This is a genomic window from Citrobacter sp. CK181 (genome assembly GCF_030333595.1).
Lineage (GTDB): Bacteria > Pseudomonadota > Gammaproteobacteria > Enterobacterales > Enterobacteriaceae > Citrobacter_B > Citrobacter_B koseri.
Map to the genome: position 1 here is coordinate 372,181 of NZ_JAOWFN010000012.1, position 18,824 is coordinate 391,004.

At 52.0% G+C, this 18,824-nt stretch carries 14 protein-coding genes; 9 read left to right on the forward strand and 5 right to left on the reverse strand.

Features of this window, described 5'->3' with window-relative positions:
* Positions 1-9 precede the first annotated feature (9 nt).
* Positions 10-2,118 carry a bifunctional 23S rRNA (guanine(2069)-N(7))-methyltransferase RlmK/23S rRNA (guanine(2445)-N(2))-methyltransferase RlmL gene (gene rlmKL / locus OGW17_RS11165; RefSeq protein WP_012132976.1) on the reverse strand — a complete coding sequence of 703 codons (2,109 nt, stop codon included), beginning with the start codon at positions 2,116-2,118 and terminating at the stop codon, positions 10-12.
* Positions 2,119-2,271: 153 nt separating this feature from the next.
* Here rlmKL and OGW17_RS11170 point away from each other — a divergent pair, with 153 nt between their 5' ends.
* Entirely contained in the window at positions 2,272-3,381 is a 1,110-nt protein-coding gene (locus OGW17_RS11170; protein ID WP_049009867.1) for a YcbX family protein, read from the forward strand.
* On the opposite strand, the gene zapC is transcribed toward OGW17_RS11170, so the two are convergent.
* Together zapC and pyrD are read right to left on the reverse strand one after the other, a co-directional pair.
* Entirely contained in the window at positions 3,378-3,920 is a 543-nt protein-coding gene (gene zapC, locus OGW17_RS11175) for a cell division protein ZapC (protein ID WP_024130474.1), read from the reverse strand. The genes OGW17_RS11170 and zapC overlap by 4 nt on opposite strands.
* A 170-nt stretch (positions 3,921-4,090) precedes the next feature.
* Positions 4,091-5,101, reverse strand: a complete 1,011-nt coding sequence (gene pyrD, locus OGW17_RS11180) for a quinone-dependent dihydroorotate dehydrogenase (protein WP_049009865.1) — start codon at positions 5,099-5,101, stop codon at positions 4,091-4,093.
* A 243-nt stretch (positions 5,102-5,344) separates the two neighbouring features.
* Between pyrD and ssuE the strand changes: the two genes are divergently transcribed.
* The 5 genes from ssuE to ssuB are packed head-to-tail and all read left to right on the forward strand — an operon-like array spanning position 5,345 to position 9,596.
* The gene (gene ssuE / locus OGW17_RS11185; protein WP_071258275.1) at positions 5,345-5,920 is read left to right on the forward strand and encodes an NADPH-dependent FMN reductase; all 576 of its coding nucleotides are present in this window, start codon (positions 5,345-5,347) and stop codon (positions 5,918-5,920) included.
* Positions 5,913-6,887, forward strand: coding sequence for a sulfonate ABC transporter substrate-binding protein (locus OGW17_RS11190; RefSeq protein ID WP_012132981.1), 975 nt, complete (start codon positions 5,913-5,915; stop codon positions 6,885-6,887). The genes ssuE and OGW17_RS11190 overlap by 8 nt, the downstream gene beginning before the upstream one ends.
* Positions 6,884-8,029, forward strand: a complete 1,146-nt coding sequence (gene ssuD, locus OGW17_RS11195; protein WP_012132982.1) for an FMNH2-dependent alkanesulfonate monooxygenase — start codon at positions 6,884-6,886, stop codon at positions 8,027-8,029. Before OGW17_RS11190 ends, ssuD begins: the two co-directional genes overlap by 4 nt.
* An 11-nt stretch (positions 8,030-8,040) precedes the next feature.
* Positions 8,041-8,832, forward strand: coding sequence for an aliphatic sulfonate ABC transporter permease SsuC (gene ssuC / locus OGW17_RS11200; RefSeq protein ID WP_012132983.1), 792 nt, complete (start codon positions 8,041-8,043; stop codon positions 8,830-8,832).
* Positions 8,829-9,596 carry an aliphatic sulfonates ABC transporter ATP-binding protein gene (gene ssuB / locus OGW17_RS11205; protein ID WP_012132984.1) on the forward strand — a complete coding sequence of 256 codons (768 nt, stop codon included), beginning with the start codon at positions 8,829-8,831 and terminating at the stop codon, positions 9,594-9,596. Before ssuC ends, ssuB begins: the two co-directional genes overlap by 4 nt.
* Positions 9,597-9,668: 72 nt before the next feature.
* Here the strand turns inward: ssuB and pepN are convergent, their stop codons facing one another.
* Both pepN and OGW17_RS11215 read right to left on the reverse strand, forming a co-directional pair.
* On the reverse strand, positions 9,669-12,281 hold the full coding sequence (pepN, locus tag OGW17_RS11210) for an aminopeptidase N (RefSeq protein ID WP_071258276.1): 2,613 nt from the start codon (positions 12,279-12,281) through the stop codon (positions 9,669-9,671).
* A 214-nt stretch (positions 12,282-12,495) separates the two neighbouring features.
* Entirely contained in the window at positions 12,496-13,503 is a 1,008-nt protein-coding gene (locus tag OGW17_RS11215; protein ID WP_012132987.1) for a stealth family protein, read from the reverse strand.
* A 685-nt stretch (positions 13,504-14,188) separates the two neighbouring features.
* Here OGW17_RS11215 and pncB point away from each other — a divergent pair.
* From pncB to ompF, 3 genes are all read left to right on the forward strand, one after another.
* Positions 14,189-15,391, forward strand: a complete 1,203-nt coding sequence (gene pncB, locus OGW17_RS11220) for a nicotinate phosphoribosyltransferase (RefSeq protein WP_071258278.1) — start codon at positions 14,189-14,191, stop codon at positions 15,389-15,391.
* A 215-nt stretch (positions 15,392-15,606) separates the two neighbouring features.
* Positions 15,607-17,007, forward strand: coding sequence for an asparagine--tRNA ligase (gene asnS / locus OGW17_RS11225; protein WP_071258279.1), 1,401 nt, complete (start codon positions 15,607-15,609; stop codon positions 17,005-17,007).
* Positions 17,008-17,602: 595 nt separating this feature from the next.
* Positions 17,603-18,721 (forward strand): porin OmpF, encoded by a 1,119-nt coding sequence (ompF, locus tag OGW17_RS11230; protein WP_047457749.1) that lies wholly within the window; start codon positions 17,603-17,605, stop codon positions 18,719-18,721.
* Positions 18,722-18,824 lie beyond the last annotated feature (103 nt).

Consider the following 18,824-nt stretch of genomic DNA (forward strand, 5'->3'; position numbering starts at 1 on the left):
CTTTTCCTTTCAGGCTGCGGTAATCAGCCAGCAGTTGTGGATCTGACGATTACGGGCAAAGTCCTGAGAAAGCGTTTTTTGCGTAATTTCTTGTGCTTTCAGTCCCAGCGCCGCCAGGCCGTCCAGATCCATACGGAATCCGCGTTTGTTGTTGGAGAACATGATCGTGCCCCCTTTGCGCAGCAGACGTTTCAGATCTTTCATTAACACCAGGTGATCGCGCTGCACATCAAACGACTCGTCCATCCGTTTTGAGTTGGAGAACGTCGGCGGATCGATAAAAATCAGATCGAACTGTTCATTCGCCTCACGCAGCCAGCCCAGGCAATCGGCCTGAATCAGGCGGTGCGCACGGCCGCTCAGCCCGTTCAGACGCAGGTTGCGTTCAGCCCACTCCAGATAGGTACGCGACATGTCCACCGTAGTGGTGCTGCGTGCGCCGCCCAGCCCAGCATGTACGCTGGCGCTACCGGTATAGGAGAACAGGTTAAGGAAATCTTTGCCTTTGCTCATCTGACCCAGCATCCGGCGCGCAATACGGTGATCGAGGAACAGACCGGTATCAAGATAGTCGGTCAGGTTAACCCATAAACGCGCGTTATATTCGCTGACTTCAATGAACTCACCTTTCTCGTTCATCTTTTGATACTGGCTTTTGCCTTTCTGGCGCTCACGGGTTTTTAACACCAGTTTATTCGGCGCAATCTCCAGTACCAACAGCGTGGCGGCGATGATGTCGAACAGACGCTGACGCGCTTTCTGCGCATCAACCGTTTTCGGCGGCGCATATTCCTGAATCACCACCCACTCGCCGTAGCGATCGACCGCCACATTGTATTCCGGCAGATCGGCATCATACAGGCGATAGCATTCGATCCCTTCCTGGCGCGCCCATTTCTCCAGCTTCTTAATATTTTTGCGCAGGCGGTTGGCGTAATCTTCCGCCACCGTCGCAGGCTTGCTGTCTGGCGTTTTTTCCGCCAGATGATAGTTTTTCTGCACGCAGTCCAGCGGGCCGTTTTTGGCTTTGAATTGCTTATCCGCGCGCAGTTGCAGGCAGTTCAGCAGATCCGGCGAGGCGCTGAACAGCGACAGGCTCCAGCCGCCGAACTGATTTTTCATGGTGCGCCCCAGCAGGCTGTGCAGCGCAATCAGCGCCGGTTCGCTGTCCAGACGCTCACCATACGGCGGGTTGCTGATTACCGTACCGTACGGCCCTTTCGGCAGCGGGTTGCTCAGTTGAGCGACATCTTTTACCTCGAAGGTAATCAACTCACCGATGCCTGCGCGACGGGCGTTGCTACGCGCACGTTCAATCACGCGGGCATCGCTGTCAGAACCATAAAAATGCGAGCTATATTCCGCAAGCCCTTTACGGGCGCGGGTTTGCGCTTCTGCTTTGACTTCCTGCCAGATAGCCTCATCATGCTGCGCCCAGCCGCTGAAGCCCCAGTGACCACGATGTAGACCCGGCGCGCGATCGGTCGCCCACATTGCGGCCTCGATCAGCAGCGTACCGGAACCACACATCGGGTCGAGCAGCGGCGTTCCCGGCTGCCAGCCGGAACGCATCACGATGGCCGCCGCCAGCGTCTCTTTAATTGGTGCCAGACCGGTACGATCGCGATAGCCGCGCAGGTGCAGACCATCGCCGCTCAGATCGAGGGCAATGCTGGCAGTGTCTTTGTTCAGCCAGACGTTAACGCGAATATCTGGAGATTCACGATCGACATTAGGACGCGGCAGGTTTTTACGCGTGAACGCATCAACAATCGCATCCTTTACTTTCATTGCACCATACTGGCTGTTGCGAATGGTGTCGTTCAGCCCACTAAAATGCACGGCAAAGGTGGCATCTGGATTAAAAATCTCTGTCCAGTTGATTGCCTGCACGCCGAGGTACAGGTCTAAATCGCTGTAGACTTTGCACTCTCCCATCGGCAGCATAATGCGCGAGGCCAGGCGGCTCCACATTAAACTCTGGTACACAAGCCGCGTGTCGCCCTGAAAATGGACACCACCCTGAACCACCTGGCAATCCGCAGCGCCCAGGTTTTCAAGTTCAGTTTTTAACAGCTCTTCCAGCCCGCGGGCCGTACTGGCAAACAGAGAATTCATATTGTCACTTTTACTCTAAGAAAATTGCTGCGCATTATACACAAAATCTTTCGCGTTGCCTCGCAGCGACAAGCGTGAAGGATGGGGCTTATATAGCTAATCTGGCGCTCATGTCATAAGATTGAAGGCTTATTTCCGTTCGAGGGCTGTACAGTGGTGACGTTAACCCGGCTTTTTATTCATCCGGTCAAATCGATGCGCGGCATCGGCCTGACGCATGCGCTGGCAGACATCAGTGGCCTGGCTTTCGATCGTATCTTTATGGTTACTGAACCTGATGGCACCTTTATTACCGCCCGCCAGTTTCCGCAAATGGTGCGCTTTACGCCTTCTCCGCTACACGACGGATTACATCTTAGCGCCCCGGATGGCAGCAGCGTGGTGGTGCGCTTTGCTGATTTCGCCGCGCAGGATGCGCCAACCGAAGTCTGGGGAAACCATTTTACTGCCCGTATCGCCCCGGACGCGATAAATCAGTGGTTAAGCGGATTCTTTTCCCGTGACGTGCAATTACGCTGGGTCGGCCCCCAACTTACGCGTAGAGTCAAACGCCGCGACGACGTGCCGTTGTCATTTGCCGATGGTTATCCCTTTCTGCTGGCCAACGAAGCCTCACTGCGCGACTTACAGCAGCGTTGCCCGGCTGGCGTGAAAATAGAACAGTTTCGTCCCAATCTGGTCGTTTCCGGCGCGGCGCCCTGGGAAGAAGACACCTGGAAAGTCATTCGTATCGGCGACGTCATCTTTGATGTCGCAAAACCGTGCAGCCGTTGTATTTTCACCACCGTCAGCCCTGAGAAAGGGCAAAAGCACCCAACGGGTGAGCCGCTGGCAACCTTGCAAACCTTTCGCACGGCGCAGGACAACGGCGATGTTGATTTCGGGCAGAACCTGATTGCGCGTAACAGCGGCGTCATTCGCGTAGGCGATGAGGTTGACATTCTCGCAACCGCCCCCGCCAAACCTTATGGCGCCGCAAATTCTGATGATGCGGTGGCGCCGGAAAAACAGCCTGATACAACAGTCACTATCGACTGGCAGGGGCAAACCTTTCGTGGGAATAACCAACAGGTGCTGCTTGAACAACTGGAGAATCAGGGTATCCGCATCCCTTATTCATGTCGGGCCGGGATCTGCGGCAGTTGCCGGATAACGCTGCTGGAAGGCGAAGTGAGTCCGCTGAAAAAATCAGCGATTAACGATGACGGAACGATTCTTAGCTGTAGCTGCGTGCCAAAAACCGCGCTCAGGCTGGGAAATTAAACCGCTTGTTCAAGGCTGAAGCTGGCGAGTCGCTGTTGCGGCTTCAGTCTGTCGTTCATGATCTTAATCGCATCGCCAAGCTGCATAGTGCGTCCAGCCACGACGACACCGGGCTGGGCCAGCAGGCACAGCGCCGCGTTTTCACCCGGCTCAACCACCAGTAAATTCACCTGCTCTTCGGTATCGCTAAGCCACACGCAGGCGGCATCACCCACCGTTGGCGTCCAGATCTCGCCGTGTGCGACAAAATGCCAGCTTTTTGGCATCTGTGGTTTCAGATAACGGATCGCCACCAGCGCATTGAGCACCAGTTCCGCTTTTTGTTCTTTCGATAATTCGAGATCGCGACATTTTTCTTCAAAAGAGAAATAGAGCGCGGCATCATCGACACAAAAACCAGACGGCGAAAATGCATCCGGCGTGAGCATTTTGCGAGCAAAGCGCGAGCGAAATAACATGCCATTGGCTAAATCGAGCATCATTCGGTCATGCTCTTCATCATAATACCAGCGCCAGTTATCGTCAGGTTTAATTCGCATTGTACTCTCTCCCGTTTCTATCACCCTGTTGCAAAAATGTCCTTTTTCACCGCTTCGTTTATTACCTTAATAAGCAAAGCCTAAAATGTTTAAATAAGCAACAATGAAGGAATATAAAACAACCAGGGCCGGAAATAAAGCCCTGGTTGTCTGATAATGAGAGAAAAGAATCAAATATGGGTAACGATTTCTTTAATCAGTTGCGGGCCTTTAAAAATAAAGCCGGAATAAATTTGTACCAGCGTAGCGCCAGCAGCCATCTTCTCACGCGCCGCGATGACAGAATCTATCCCGCCGACGCCAATAATCGGTAACTGTCCTTTCAATTCCTGGGACAGTCTGCGAATAATTTCTGTACTTTTTAACTGTAATGGTCGACCGCTTAAACCACCCGTTTCATCGCAATTTTTCATTCCCTGAACCAGAGAACGATCGAGCGTCGTATTTGTCGCAATCACACCATCAATATTATGGCGAACTAAACTGTCGGCCACCTGGATCAATTCGTCCTCAGAAAGATCCGGGGCGATCTTTACCGCGATCGGAACATATTTATGGTGGATCGTCTGGAGATCATTTTGCTTATTTTTAATTGCCGTCAGCAAATCATCCAGCGCCTCGCCATATTGTAGCGTACGTAACCCTGGGGTATTTGGCGAAGAGATATTAATGGCGATATAACCGGCATATGCATAGATTTTTTCCATACAAATCAGATAGTCATCTTTGCCATTCTCTACCGGCGTATCTTTATTTTTGCCGATATTAATTCCGAGGATACCGTCGAAATGCGCTTTTTTGACATTCTCTACCAGGTTATCAACGCCCAAATTATTAAAGCCCATCCGGTTGATCAACCCTTCGGCATCAACCAGGCGGAAAAGGCGCGGCTTATCGTTACCAGGCTGAGGGCGCGGCGTCACGGTTCCGATCTCAATCGATCCGAATCCCATTGCGCCCAGAGCGTCGATGCACTCTCCGTCCTTATCCAGACCCGCAGCAAGGCCGAGCGGATTCTTAAATGTCAGCCCCATGCAGCTTACTGGCTTCGCAGGGACTTTCTGTCGGACAAGCGCTTCCAGCGGCGTGCCTGTTACACGGCGTAATTGCTGAAACGTAAATTCATGAGCGCGCTCTGGATCGAGCTGAAAAAGGGCTTTACGAACGAAGGGGTAGTACATGAACTCTCCTGGATTCCCGGTGTGCAGACCGGGGGCGTATTATGTGCGATATCCAGCGAAAAGGGAATTGACTTGCGGCAATAAATAGCAATCGTTTTCCTTGTTGTCCTCTTTTTATTCAATTTCCAACTTTTCTATCCCGCATAAATCATTTCGGTAAACAAAATCTCTCTGTCAGACTGCACAAATTGTTATCAATGTTAATGAAAATCGAATAATTAGTTATAAGGGGAGATTGAGATTATGCGCGTCATCACTCTGGCGGGAAGCCCACGCTTTCCCTCTCGTTCCAGTGCGTTACTGGAATATTCCCGGGAAAAACTGAACAGTCTGGATGTCGAAGTCAGCCACTGGAATTTGCATAACTTTGACCCCGAAGACTTGCTATATGCGCGTTTCGACAGCCCGGCGTTAAAAACATTTATTGAACAATTGCAGGATGCAGACGGGCTGATCGTCGCAACGCCGGTTTATAAAGCCGCCTATTCCGGGGCGTTAAAAACGCTGCTCGACCTGCTTCCTGAACGAGCGCTGGAAGGCAAAGCCGTATTACCGCTGGCAACCGGCGGTACTGTCGCCCATTTACTGGCCGTTGACTACGCGCTCAAGCCGGTGCTGAGCGCGCTGAAATCACAAGAGATCCTGCACGGCGTGTTTGCCGACGATTCCCAGGTGATTGATTACCAGCATAAACCGCAGTTCACCCCCAATTTACAACATCGCCTTGACAGCGCGCTTGAAACATTCTGGCAAGCGTTGCACCGCCGCGATGTGCCGGTTCCCGTCATTCATTCACCACGAGGCGTTGCCCATGTTTAAATTTTTCAGACATCGTCCTCAATGGCTGGCGCTGGCCGGATTGCTCTCGCTTTCTGCCTGGTCACACGCGGCAGAGTCAGCGCCTGACGCACTGCGTATCGGCTATCAGAAAGGCAGCATCAGTATGGTGCTGGCGAAAAGCCACCAACTGCTGGAGAAGCGTTACCCGCAAACCAAAATCTCCTGGGTTGAGTTCCCGGCGGGCCCGCAAATGCTGGAGGCATTGAATGTCGGCAGTATCGATCTCGGCAGTACCGGAGATATCCCCCCTATTTTTGCGCAGGCTGCCGGGGCGGACCTGGTTTATGTTGGCGTTGAGCCTCCCAAACCAAAAGCCGAGGTCATTCTCGTCCCTGAAAACAGTCCGATAAAAACCGTCGCAGATCTGAAAGGACACAAAGTCGCCTTCCAGAAAGGTTCCAGTTCGCACAATCTGCTGTTGCGCGCACTGCAACAGGCCGGACTTAAATTTACCGATATCCAGGCCACATACCTGACGCCAGCAGACGCCCGCGCCGCGTTCCAGCAGGGGAATGTCGATGCGTGGGCAATCTGGGATCCTTACTATTCCGCTGCGCTGTTACAGGGTGGCGTTCGCGTCCTGAAAGACGGGACCGACCTGAAACAAACCGGTTCGTTCTATCTGGCGGCGCGCCCTTATGCCGAAAAGAACGGCAGCTTCATTCAGGGCGTTCTGGACACCTTCAGCCAGGCCGATGCGTTAACGATAAGCCAGCGTGAACAAAGTATCACCCTGCTGGCGAAAACGATGGGATTGCCTGAACCGGTGATTGCCACCTATCTGGATCACCGCCCGCCAACCACCATTACGCCGGTGAGCGCCTCTGTCGCTACCTTGCAGCAGCAAACCGCCGATCTGTTTTACGACAACCGTCTGGTGCCGAAAAAAATTGATATTCGCCAGCGTATCTGGCAGCCCACTCAACAAGAAGGAGCAAAATTATGAGCCTGAATATGTTCTGGTTTTTACCTACCCACGGTGACGGGCATTATCTGGGAACCGAAGCAGGCTCGCGCCCGGTCGATCACGGTTACCTGCAACAAATCGCGCAAACGGCGGACCGCCTGGGCTTTACGGGCGTATTGATCCCAACCGGGCGTTCCTGCGAAGACGCCTGGCTGGTTGCCGCCTCAATGATTCCGGTCACACAGCGACTGAAATTCCTGGTCGCCCTGCGCCCAAGCGTCACGTCGCCAACGGTTGCCGCCCGTCAGGCTGCAACGCTGGACAGACTCTCCAATGGCCGCGCGCTGTTTAATCTGGTTACCGGTAGCGATCCGCAGGAGCTGGCCGGTGACGGCGTCTTCCTTGACCACACCGAACGCTATGAAGCCTCATCCGAGTTTACGCAGGTATGGCGACGCCTGCTGCAAGGCGAGACGGTGGACTTCAACGGTAAACATATTCATGTTCGTGGCGCAAAATTGTTCTTCCCTGCCATTCAGCAACCGTATCCACCGCTCTATTTTGGCGGTTCATCGGATGTCGCACAGGATCTCGCCGCTGAGCAGGTCGATCTCTATCTCACCTGGGGCGAACCGCCTGCGCAGGTAAAAGAGAAAATTGAACAGGTACGCGCCAAAGCGGCGGCTCGCGGGCGTAAAATCCGTTTCGGCATCCGCCTGCACGTCATTGTGCGTGAAACCAATGAAGAGGCCTGGCGTGCGGCCGATCGCCTGATTGCTCACCTGGATGACGATACGATCGCCAAGGCACAAGCCGCATTCGCCAGAACGGATTCTGTCGGTCAGCACCGGATGGCCGCGCTGCATAACGGTAAGCGTGATCAACTGGAGATCAGCCCTAACTTGTGGGCTGGCGTCGGGCTGGTGCGCGGCGGCGCGGGAACCGCCCTGGTGGGTGATGGCCCGACCGTCGCCGCACGTATTAATGAGTACGCGGCGCTGGGTATCGACAGTTTTGTGCTCTCCGGTTATCCGCATCTGGAAGAGGCCTACAACGTAGGCGAACTGCTGTTCCCGCATCTGGACGTCGCCATCCCGGAAATTCCACAGCCGCAGCCTCTGCATCAGCAAGGCGAAGCGGTTGCCAATGAATTTATCCCCCGTAAAGCCGCGCAGAGTTAAGGAGTACGCCAATGGCAACGCCCACAAACAAATGGTTATTGCGCGTTGCCCCCTGGTTTTTACCGGTGGGCATCGTGGCGGTCTGGCAAATAGCCTCTTCGATGGGCTGGTTATCAACCCGCATACTACCCTCTCCTGAAGGGGTGATCGCGGCATTCTGGACACTCTCCGCCAGCGGCGAACTCTGGCAGCATCTGGCCATTAGTTCGTGGCGCGCTTTCATCGGCTTTTCAATTGGCGGTTCTATCGGTCTGACGCTGGGGCTGATCAGCGGTTTGTCGCGGTGGGGAGAACGTCTGCTGGATACTTCAGTACAAATGCTGCGTAACGTGCCGCACCTGGCGCTGATCCCGTTGGTGATTTTATGGTTCGGGATTGATGAAAGCGCGAAGATTTTTCTCGTGGCGCTGGGAACGCTGTTTCCGATTTATATCAATACCTGGCATGGGATTCGTAATATCGATCGGGGTCTGGTGGAGATGGCTCGCAGCTATGGCTTATCCGGCTTCCCGCTGTTTGTGCATGTGATCCTCCCCGGCGCCCTGCCCTCTATTATGGTTGGCGTCCGTTTTGCGCTCGGGTTGATGTGGCTGACGCTGATTGTGGCGGAAACCATTTCGGCGAACGCCGGGATCGGCTATCTGGCGATGAACGCCAGGGAATTCCTGCAAACGGACATCGTCGTGGTCGCGATTATTTTGTATGCCCTGCTCGGTAAACTCGCCGACGTCAGCGCGCAGCTGTTAGAGCGCGTCTGGCTGCGCTGGAATCCTGCTTATTACACGAAAGAGGCAACCGTATGAATACCGCTCGTCTTAATCAGGGAACGCCGCTACTGCTCAACGCGGTAACCAAACAATATGCTGACAACACGGTGCTGAACCAGTTGGATCTGCATATTCCCGCCGGGCAATTTGTGGCGGTGGTTGGACGCAGCGGTGGCGGGAAAAGTACACTGCTGCGTCTGCTGGCCGGTCTGGAATCCCCTACAGCTGGCGAATTGCTTGCCGGAACAACGCCGCTGGCCGAGATCCAGGACGACACGCGTATGATGTTCCAGGATGCGCGCCTGCTGCCGTGGAAGTCGGTGATCGATAATGTTGGATTGGGTCTGAAAGGCGGCTGGCGGGATGCGGCGCGTCAGGCGCTGGCGGCGGTCGGTCTCGAAAACCGGGCGACGGAGTGGCCTGCGGCGCTGTCCGGCGGGCAGAAACAGCGTGTCGCGCTGGCCCGCGCGCTGATCCACCGGCCTGGATTATTGCTGCTGGATGAACCTCTCGGCGCGCTGGATGCCCTGACCCGGCTGGAGATGCAGGATTTGATCGTCTCGTTATGGCAAGAGCACGGTTTTACAGTGCTGCTGGTCACGCATGACGTCAGCGAGGCCGTGGCAATGGCCGATCGGGTTCTGTTGATCGAGGACGGGAAAATTGGTCTGGACTTGACGGTGGATATCGCGAGGCCGCGCCGTCTGGGGACGGTACGTTTAGCGGAACTGGAAGCAGAAGTGTTGGGTCGGGTGATGCAACGTGGCGAAAATGAGGCTCCGCTACGCAAGCACGGTTAAAAAATGCCGGATGGCGCTGTTGCTTATCCGGCCTACACGTAAATGGTAGGCCGGACGCATCCGGCAATATTATCAGGCTAACGCTTTGGTAATCTTCTCGAACAGATCGCCAGAGAGGTTTTCCAGCCCTTTCAGTTGCTCCAGCGCGGCGCGCATTTTTTCCTGGCGCTTCGCATCGTAACGTTTCAGACGAATCAGCGGTTCAATCAGGCGTGATGCCACCTGTGGGTTACGGCTGTTGAGGTCCGTCAGCATTTCGACCAGGAACTGATAGCCGCTGCCGTCTTCAGCATGAAACGCCGCCGGATTGCTCCCGGCAAATGCGCCAATCAACGAACGAATACGGTTCGGGTTGCTCATACTGAAAGAACGATGCTTCAGGAGGCCACGCACCGTTTCCAGCACGTTATCCGCCGGGCTGGTGGATTGCAGGATAAACCATTTATCCATGACCAGTCCGTCCTGATGCCACTTATCATCATACTCCTGCATCAACGCGTCACGGCACGGCAATTGCGCCGCGACCGCCGCCGACAGCGCCGCCAGCGCATCGGTCATATTATTGGCTTCATGGTACTGCTTGCTCACCAGCGTATCCGCCAGGTGGGTTTCACCAAAGGCCAGGAAGCGCAGGCAGGCATTGCGTAGCGTACGCTTGCCAATGTCGGTGTGTTCAACGCGGTACTCATCAAGATGATTCGCGTTATAGATTGCCAGGAACTCGTCTGCCAGTTCCGCCGCCAGCGTGCGGGTCAACGCTTCGCGGACTTCGGCAATCGCCAGCGGATCGATGATCTCGAACAGTTCCGCGATCTCATTCACCGAAGGCAACGTCAGAATTTCCGCCGCCAGCGCCGGATCGATTTTCTCATCCAGCAGAACCGCCCGGAAGGCATCCGCCACATGTACCGGCAGCGACAGCGGCTGCCCCTGCTGGTGGCGCGCAACGTTCAGCTTAATATACGTCGCCAACAGGCTTTGCGCCGCGTCCCAACGTGAGAAGTCATTGCGCGAATGACGCATCAGGAACGTCAGTTGTTGATCGCTCCATTTGTACTCCAGTTTCACCGGCGCGGAGAATTCGCACAGCAGTGCTGGCACCGGCTGGAAATACACATTGTCAAAGACAAAGGTTTGATCCGCCTGGGTCACGTTCAACACGGAATTGACCGGATGACCGCCCTTCTGCAACGGAATAACGTTGCCTTCGTTGTCGTACAGCTCAATCGCGAACGGAATATGCAGCGCTTGCTTTTCTGCCTGATCCGCCGTCGCAGGCGTACGCTGACTAATGGTCAACGTGTACTGTTCCGTTTCCGGGTTATAGTCGTCCCGTACGCTGACAACCGGCGTGCCGGACTGGCTGTACCAGCGGCGGAAGTGAGACAAATCGACATTCGACGCATCCTCCATTGCCTGCACAAAGTCATCACAGGTAGCGGCGCTGCCGTCATGACGCTCAAAATAAAGCTGCATCCCTTTCTGGAAATTCGTTTCGCCCAGCAGCGTGTGGATCATGCGAATCACTTCCGCGCCCTTCTCGTAGACGGTCAGGGTGTAGAAGTTGTTCATCTCAATGACCTTATCCGGGCGGATAGGATGCGCCATTGGGCTGGCGTCCTCAGCAAATTGCAGACCGCGCATGGTGCGCACGTTGCTGATGCGGTTCACCGCGCGGGAGCCGAGATCGGAACTGAATTCCTGGTCGCGGAAAACGGTCAGGCCTTCTTTCAGACTCAACTGGAACCAGTCGCGGCAGGTAACGCGGTTACCCGTCCAGTTGTGGAAATATTCGTGACCAATAACGCGCTCAATGTCGAGATAATCTTTGTCGGTCGCCGTATCGGTGCGGGCCAGCACATATTTGGAGTTAAAGACGTTCAAACCTTTATTCTCCATCGCGCCCATATTGAAGAAGTCCACCGCCACGATCATGTAGATGTCGAGGTCATACTCCAGGCCGAAACGCTCTTCATCCCATTTCATGGAGTTTTTCAGCGAAGTCATCGCCCACGGCGCACGGTCCAGATTGCCGCGATCAACGTACAGTTCCAGCGCCACCTCCCGGCCAGAACGCGTGATGAAGGTATCGCGCAGTACATCGAAATCGCCCGCCACCAGCGCAAACAGGTAGCAGGGTTTCGGGAACGGGTCCTGCCACTGCACCCAGTGACGGCCATTATCCAGTTCATCCTGCGCAATACGGTTGCCGTTGGAAAGCAGGAACGGATATCTGGATTTATCGGCGATGATTTTGGTGGTAAAACGCGCCAGCACATCCGGGCGGTCGAGATACCAGGTTATGTGGCGGAAACCTTCCGCTTCACACTGCGTACACAGCGCGTCGCCTGACTGGTACAGGCCTTCCAGCGCCGTGTTCGCCGCCGGGCTGATCTCATTCACAATGCGCAGAGTAAAGCGCTCGGGCAGGCTGCCGATCACCAGCTCGCCCTCTTCTTCTTTGTAGTTGGTCCACGGCGCATCGTTTACATGGAGGGATACCAGTCGCAGATCTTCACCGTTCAGGCGAAGGGGCGCGTCAGATGCGCCATGACGGACAGCCTGACTCAGTGCTGTAACGACGGTTTTCTCAGCATCCAGGTCAAAGGTCAAATCAATGTCAGTAATTTGGTAATCCGGGGCACGGTAGTCGTGACGGTATTTGGCTTGTGGCTGTTGTGTCATAAAAAACCTTTAGCATCTTTTGTAGAGTCCCGACTCCAGTCTATTCCTGTTGTCGAAATCGCGCTATGCAGAATGTTCATCTTTTCAGACACAAACACTCTTTTTGCTACATTTTTATAACATAAAGGCATCACGTTTAAAATCACGGAGGCCGTTCAGGCGCCCGCCAGCCAAATGAAAACGTCACATCGCCAGTACAATGAGAACCACAGGCTTAAATCTCAAAACTTGATTTATGACCAAGCCTCATTTCAAAGGCATTTCTTAGCGTAGTCGTTACCTTTTCAAAATCGTGTAACTTTTCAGTGTCATTAAAACAGGCCTGCGCGGTGCCATTTGACAGCGTCTTGATGGCCTCGTTTATGTTACTGGACGACAAATTGAAATATACTCCACGCCCTTCCGGGTTCTTAGGATTAAAGTTACCGTGGGCCAGTTGCCAGTACCTGAATAAATACTGCGTTAAACATAATGGCTCTCTGAACCTTTTGCTTGATGATTTTTTCAACAACTCCTCTTCGGCCTGCCATATCTCAGTGAATGTACTTTTCAGGAATGGCTGCGGAAGATGCTTACCGTAGAAGCCTTCAAAATAACTTGCACGGCGGTTCATAAAATTTTTCAACAGACCTTTTTTATAACGTAAGCTATAGTATTTACGTCTGTTTTCTTTGATTATTGTTTTTTTATTAATATGCGTATTTAAAACACTGACATTAAGAAATTCTGACGACCTCATTATGATCTCGTCTTTATTTTTAGGTGATTGTTTTTTTATGATGAGGAAGTCATTAGGATAGCCATTATCAAAATAAAAATCTTCCCGCAAAGGAGAGGTAATGAACGTATCGTCATTAAATAAAACGAATTTATTACTGAGATCTTTTATCCGATGAAGATTTAGCTCTATCGTATTAGAGTTGAACGTTGGTAAATATTCCGACGGAATAAACTCATCATGAAAGACAATATTTAATTTTTCATGTTCTACATTGATCCATGACGGAATTTGTCCACAGGTAACCAAATGTACTTTTCTTACCCATGGCGCATATTTTTCGACACATCTGAACCAATATTTAAAGATACCCATATCCCTGAACCGCGCAGGGTGGACGGCTCTCTCACCGTGGCTACCTTTTCCTTTGAACTCAGTAAACTTTTCTTGCCAGGCTACATCGGTTGAATCAACCCATAAAACAACAAAATCAATATCACTCATCGTTTTTATCTCAAATAATCATTGCGCTCATAAAATATAACAAGTCCGAAAGGCTATTTTTAACCCCATCAAGGCAAAGGCAAACAAGATGAGCATGGTTAAATTGCCTGACGATGAACCCGCCGGAGCGGTGAGTCGCGCATAAATAATCAGGTAATAAAAGCATCAGCCGGGCACGTTTTCATACCCTTTAAGCCTTTGAGAATAAAGATTCAATATTGATAAGCCCAGGTAATAGAGGGTTTTCCTGGGTTCGAACAGGCTCTGCGATACTTTATCGCGAAAATGATACATGACGGATTCAGATGAAATCAAGGACAGAAGTCATAGAATCGCCCTGTTATCCGGTAATGCAGAATGATTTTTGAAGAAAAAATAAACGATAAGATGATTCTTACGCGTCGATATTTCACGATCTGATCAATTTGATTATTGGGGGCGGGATGAACATTGTCTCCACCAGCCCCTCGGGGCGCGGCATCGGGGGCTAACAGTGATTAAATTCAAAGAGTTAATAGCATACGTTCTACATTTTCATAACACGCGGCACGAAATGCACTCGACCGCAAAGACAGCTTATGTTGTGATCGGGGTTCAATAAATCGCTAAACAAGGTATACTCCAGCGGTTTTCTTAGTTGTTTATTGTACTAAACGCTCCCGTGAGAGGATGCTACTGCGCACCTATGACACAATTCGCTTCTCCTGTTCTGCACTCGTTGCTGGATACAGACGCTTATAAGTTGCATATGCAGCAAGCCGTTTTTCACCACTACTATGATGTGCATGTAGCGGCTGAATTTCGTTGCCGTGGTGACGACCTGCTCGGTATTTACGCCGACGCTATTCGCGAGCAGGTGAATGCAATGCAACACCTGCAACTTCAGGAGGACGAGTTCCAGTGGCTCTCCGGCCTGCCCTTCTTTAAAGCTGATTATCTCAACTGGTTACGTGACTTCCGCTATAACCCGGAACAGGTCTGCGTGACCAACGATAACGGGAAGCTAAACATCCGCTTAACCGGTCCGTGGCGCGAAGTCATCATGTGGGAAGTCCCGCTGTTGGCGGTGATCAGCGAACTGGTGCACCGTTACCGCTCGCCGGAAATGGGTGTGGCGCAGGCGCTTGATGCGCTGGAAAGTAAACTCGTCGATTTCTCTGCATTAACCGCCGATCTCGATATGTCCCGCTTCCATCTGATGGATTTCGGCACCCGTCGCCGTTTCTCTCGCGAAGTGCAGCAGGCCATCGTCAAACGCCTTCAGCAGGAACCATGGTTTGTCGGCACCAGTAACTACGATCTCGCCCGTCGGCTGTCGCTTACGCCTATGGGCACACAGGCGCATGAATGGTTCCAGGCACATCAGCAAATCAGCCCGGATCTGGCAACCAGTCAGCGCGCAGCTCTCGCCGCCTGGCTGAATGAATACCCTAACCAGCTCGGTATCGCGCTGACGGACTGCATCACGATGGATGCTTTCTTACGCGACTTCGGCACCGAATTTGCCACGCGTTATCAGGGTTTACGCCACGATTCTGGCGATCCGGTTGAATGGGGTGAAAAAGCCATCGCCCATTACCAGAAGCTGGGCATTGACCCGCTGAGTAAGACGCTGGTCTTCTCAGATAACCTCGATCTGAAGAAAGCAGTCGATCTCTATCGTCACTTCTCTTCACGCGTGCAGTTGAGCTTTGGTATTGGCACCCGTCTGACCTGCGATATCCCGCAGGTGAAGCCGCTCAATATTGTCATCAAGCTGGTGGAATGTAACGGCAAACCGGTCGCCAAATTGTCAGACAGCCCGGGGAAAACAATCTGTCATGACAAAGCTTTTGTGCGTGCATTACGTAAAGCTTTTGACCTTCCTCATATAAAGAAAGCCAGTTAATCATTGTTGGCCGGATAACGCGCTTGCGCCGCTATCCGGTCTACAGAAAGTGCGTCTTATCGCGACTTTGCTTCCCTTTTCATGTTTATTTCCGAAATCTTTCGCTCCAGCTGCGAATTCTGCTTGTCTGATTGCAGATGCCAGGTAACATAGGTATCCCCCCAAGCAGGGTGGACAAGTGTTTATTTTTTCCGACTATTAACAGAGAGAATATTATGAGCGTTGTGCCTGTAGCCGACGTACTCCAGGGCCGCGTAGCCGTTGACAGCGAAGTCACCGTGCGCGGATGGGTGCGTACCCGCCGAGATTCAAAAGCTGGCATCTCCTTCCTCGCCGTTTATGACGGTTCCTGCTTTGATCCTGTACAGGCTGTCATTAATAATTCTCTGCCCAATTACAATGAAGACGTATTGCGTCTGACAACCGGCTGCTCAGTTATCGTCACGGGTAAAGTCGTTGCGTCTCCAGGACAAGGGCAAAGTTTTGAAATTCAGGCCACCACGGTTGAAGTAACCGGTTGGGTTGAAGATCCTGATACCTATCCGATGGCGGCGAAACGCCACAGTATCGAATATCTGCGTGAAGTCGCGCACCTGCGTCCGCGCACCAATATGATTGGCGCAGTCGCGCGCGTGCGCCATACGCTGGCGCAAGCGCTGCACCGTTTCTTTGACGAGCAGGGTTTCTTCTGGGTTTCGACGCCGCTGATTACCGCCTCCGATACCGAAGGCGCGGGTGAAATGTTCCGTGTATCAACATTGGATCTGGAAAACCTGCCGCGTAACGACCAGGGCAAAGTCGATTTTGATAAAGACTTCTTTGGTAAAGAATCTTTCCTGACCGTATCCGGCCAGTTGAACGGCGAAACCTATGCGTGCGCCCTGTCCAAAATCTATACCTTTGGCCCTACATTCCGTGCAGAAAACTCCAACACCAGCCGCCACCTGGCTGAGTTCTGGATGCTGGAGCCGGAAGTCGCCTTTGCCAACCTGAATGACGTAGCTGGCCTTGCCGAAGCGATGCTGAAATACGTCTTCAAAGCCGTACTGGATGAACGCGCGGATGATATGAAATTCTTCGCCGAGCGTGTCGATAAAGATGCGATTTCTCGTCTGGAACATTTTATTGATGCAGACTTCGCCCAGGTTGATTACACCGATGCGGTCACAATTCTGGAAAACTGCGGTAGGAAATTCGAAAACCCGGTTTACTGGGGTGTGGATCTCTCCTCTGAGCACGAACGCTATCTGGCAGAAGAGCACTTTAAAGCGCCAGTGGTAGTGAAAAACTACCCGAAAGACATTAAAGCGTTTTATATGCGCCTTAACGAAGACGGTAAAACCGTGGCGGCAATGGATGTTCTGGCGCCGGGCATTGGTGAAATCATTGGGGGTTCCCAGCGTGAAGAGCGTCTGGAGGTACTGGATGCCCGTATGGCGGAAATGGGCCTGAATAAAGAAGATTACTGGTGGTATCGCGATCTGCGCCGCTACGGTACTGTTCCGCATTCAGGTTTCGGTCTCGGCTTCGAACGTCTGATCGCTTATGTCACCGGCGTGCAAAACGTTCGTGATGTGATTCCGTTCCCGCGTACTCCACGTAACGCCAGTTTCTGATTTTAAAAGGCCAGCTTTGCTGGCCTTTTTCTCTCTCAGAATGTCAAGTTTTATGGATAAGAAGTAAACAAATCTAAAAACAAGACCCTCAGTTCTCCCTTCCTGTTACCTGATATTTCATTGCAACATCTCAGTACAAAAAATAATCCCTCCGGTTATTGCGGATTAGTTTTTCCTCACCTGATAGCATAATTTTTAATCAATCGCACGGCATTCCAGACGTCTGAAAAAAGTTATCAATCACACCCTCGTTCAATCACATTTGCAGTAAGTGCTATGTTTAGAAAAATTAAACATAAGGAAATCATATAAATAGAAATAAAAATGGGAAATGGTGGCTGAAATTGGCCCGAAATTTGAAGTCGTTCACAAAGCGCCAAAAATAAAACATTTAGTTACACATTTTTTCTTTTTGAAACCAATTCTTTATCTTTGTAGCACTTTCACGGTAGCGAAACGGTGGTTTGAATGGAAAGATGCTTGTCAGACACATAAAGACACCAAACTCTCATCAATAGTTCCGTAAATTTTTATTGACAGAATTTATTGGCGGCAGTGGCAGGTGTCATATAAAAACCAATGAGGGTAATAAATAATGATGAAGCGTAATATCCTGGCAGTGGTAATCCCTGCCCTGCTGGCAGCTGGCGCCGCAAACGCAGCCGAAGTGTACAATAAAGATGGCAATAAACTGGACCTCTACGGTAAAGCGGTAGGTCTGCACTACTTCTCTAAAGACAACGGCAAAAACAGCTACGGCGGTGATGGCGACCAGACCTATGCACGTCTGGGTTTTAAAGGTGAAACCCAGATCAACGATCAACTGACCGGTTACGGCCAGTGGGAATACCAGTTCAGCGGTAACAGATCCGAAGGTGGTTCTGACTCTCAGAAAGGCAACAAAACCCGTCTGGCATTCGCAGGTCTGAAACTCGGCGATGCGGGTTCTCTGGACTACGGTCGTAACTACGGTATCGTTTACGATGCACTGGGCTACACCGATATGCTGCCAGAATTTGGTGGTGACACCGCATACAGCGATAACTTCTTCGTTGGCCGTGTTGGCGGTGTGGCAACCTACCGTAACTCCAACTTCTTCGGTCTGGTTGACGGCCTGAACTTCGGCGTTCAGTATCTGGGCAAAAACGAGCGCGCAAGCAACTACGTTGTTAACGCAGACGATTCCAGTAACTTCAGCGACGTACAGCGCTCTAACGGCGACGGCTGGGGTGCATCTCTGAGCTATGAATTCGAAGGCTTTGGTATCGTTGGTGCTTACGGTGCCGCTGACCGCACCAACGCTCAGCAAGATTCTCGCCTTGCTGGTCGTGGTAAAACCGCTGAGCAGTGGGCTACTGGTCTGAAATACGACGCCAACAATATCTACCTGGCAGCCAACTACGGTGAAACCCGTAACGCCACGGCTATCGACGGCGGCTTCGCCAACAAAACTCAGGACATCCTGTTAGTTGCTCAGTATCAGTTCGACTTCGGTCTGCGTCCGTCCATCGCTTACACCAAGTCCAAAGCCAAAAACGTTGAAGGCGTGGGTAGCGAAGATCTGGTCAACTACGTAGAAGTTGGCGCGACTTACTACTTCAACAAAAACATGTCCACCTATGTTGACTACATCATCAACCAGATTGATTCTGACAACAAACTGGGCGTAGGCTCTGACGACACGGTTGCTGTAGGTATCGTTTACCAGTTCTAATCAGCAGACCTCTTTGTTAAATGCCTAAAAAACAGGACTTCGGTCCTGTTTTTTTATGTCTGCCAGCAAAATCTGGCGTCTTAAAAAAACACTCAGCCTTTTT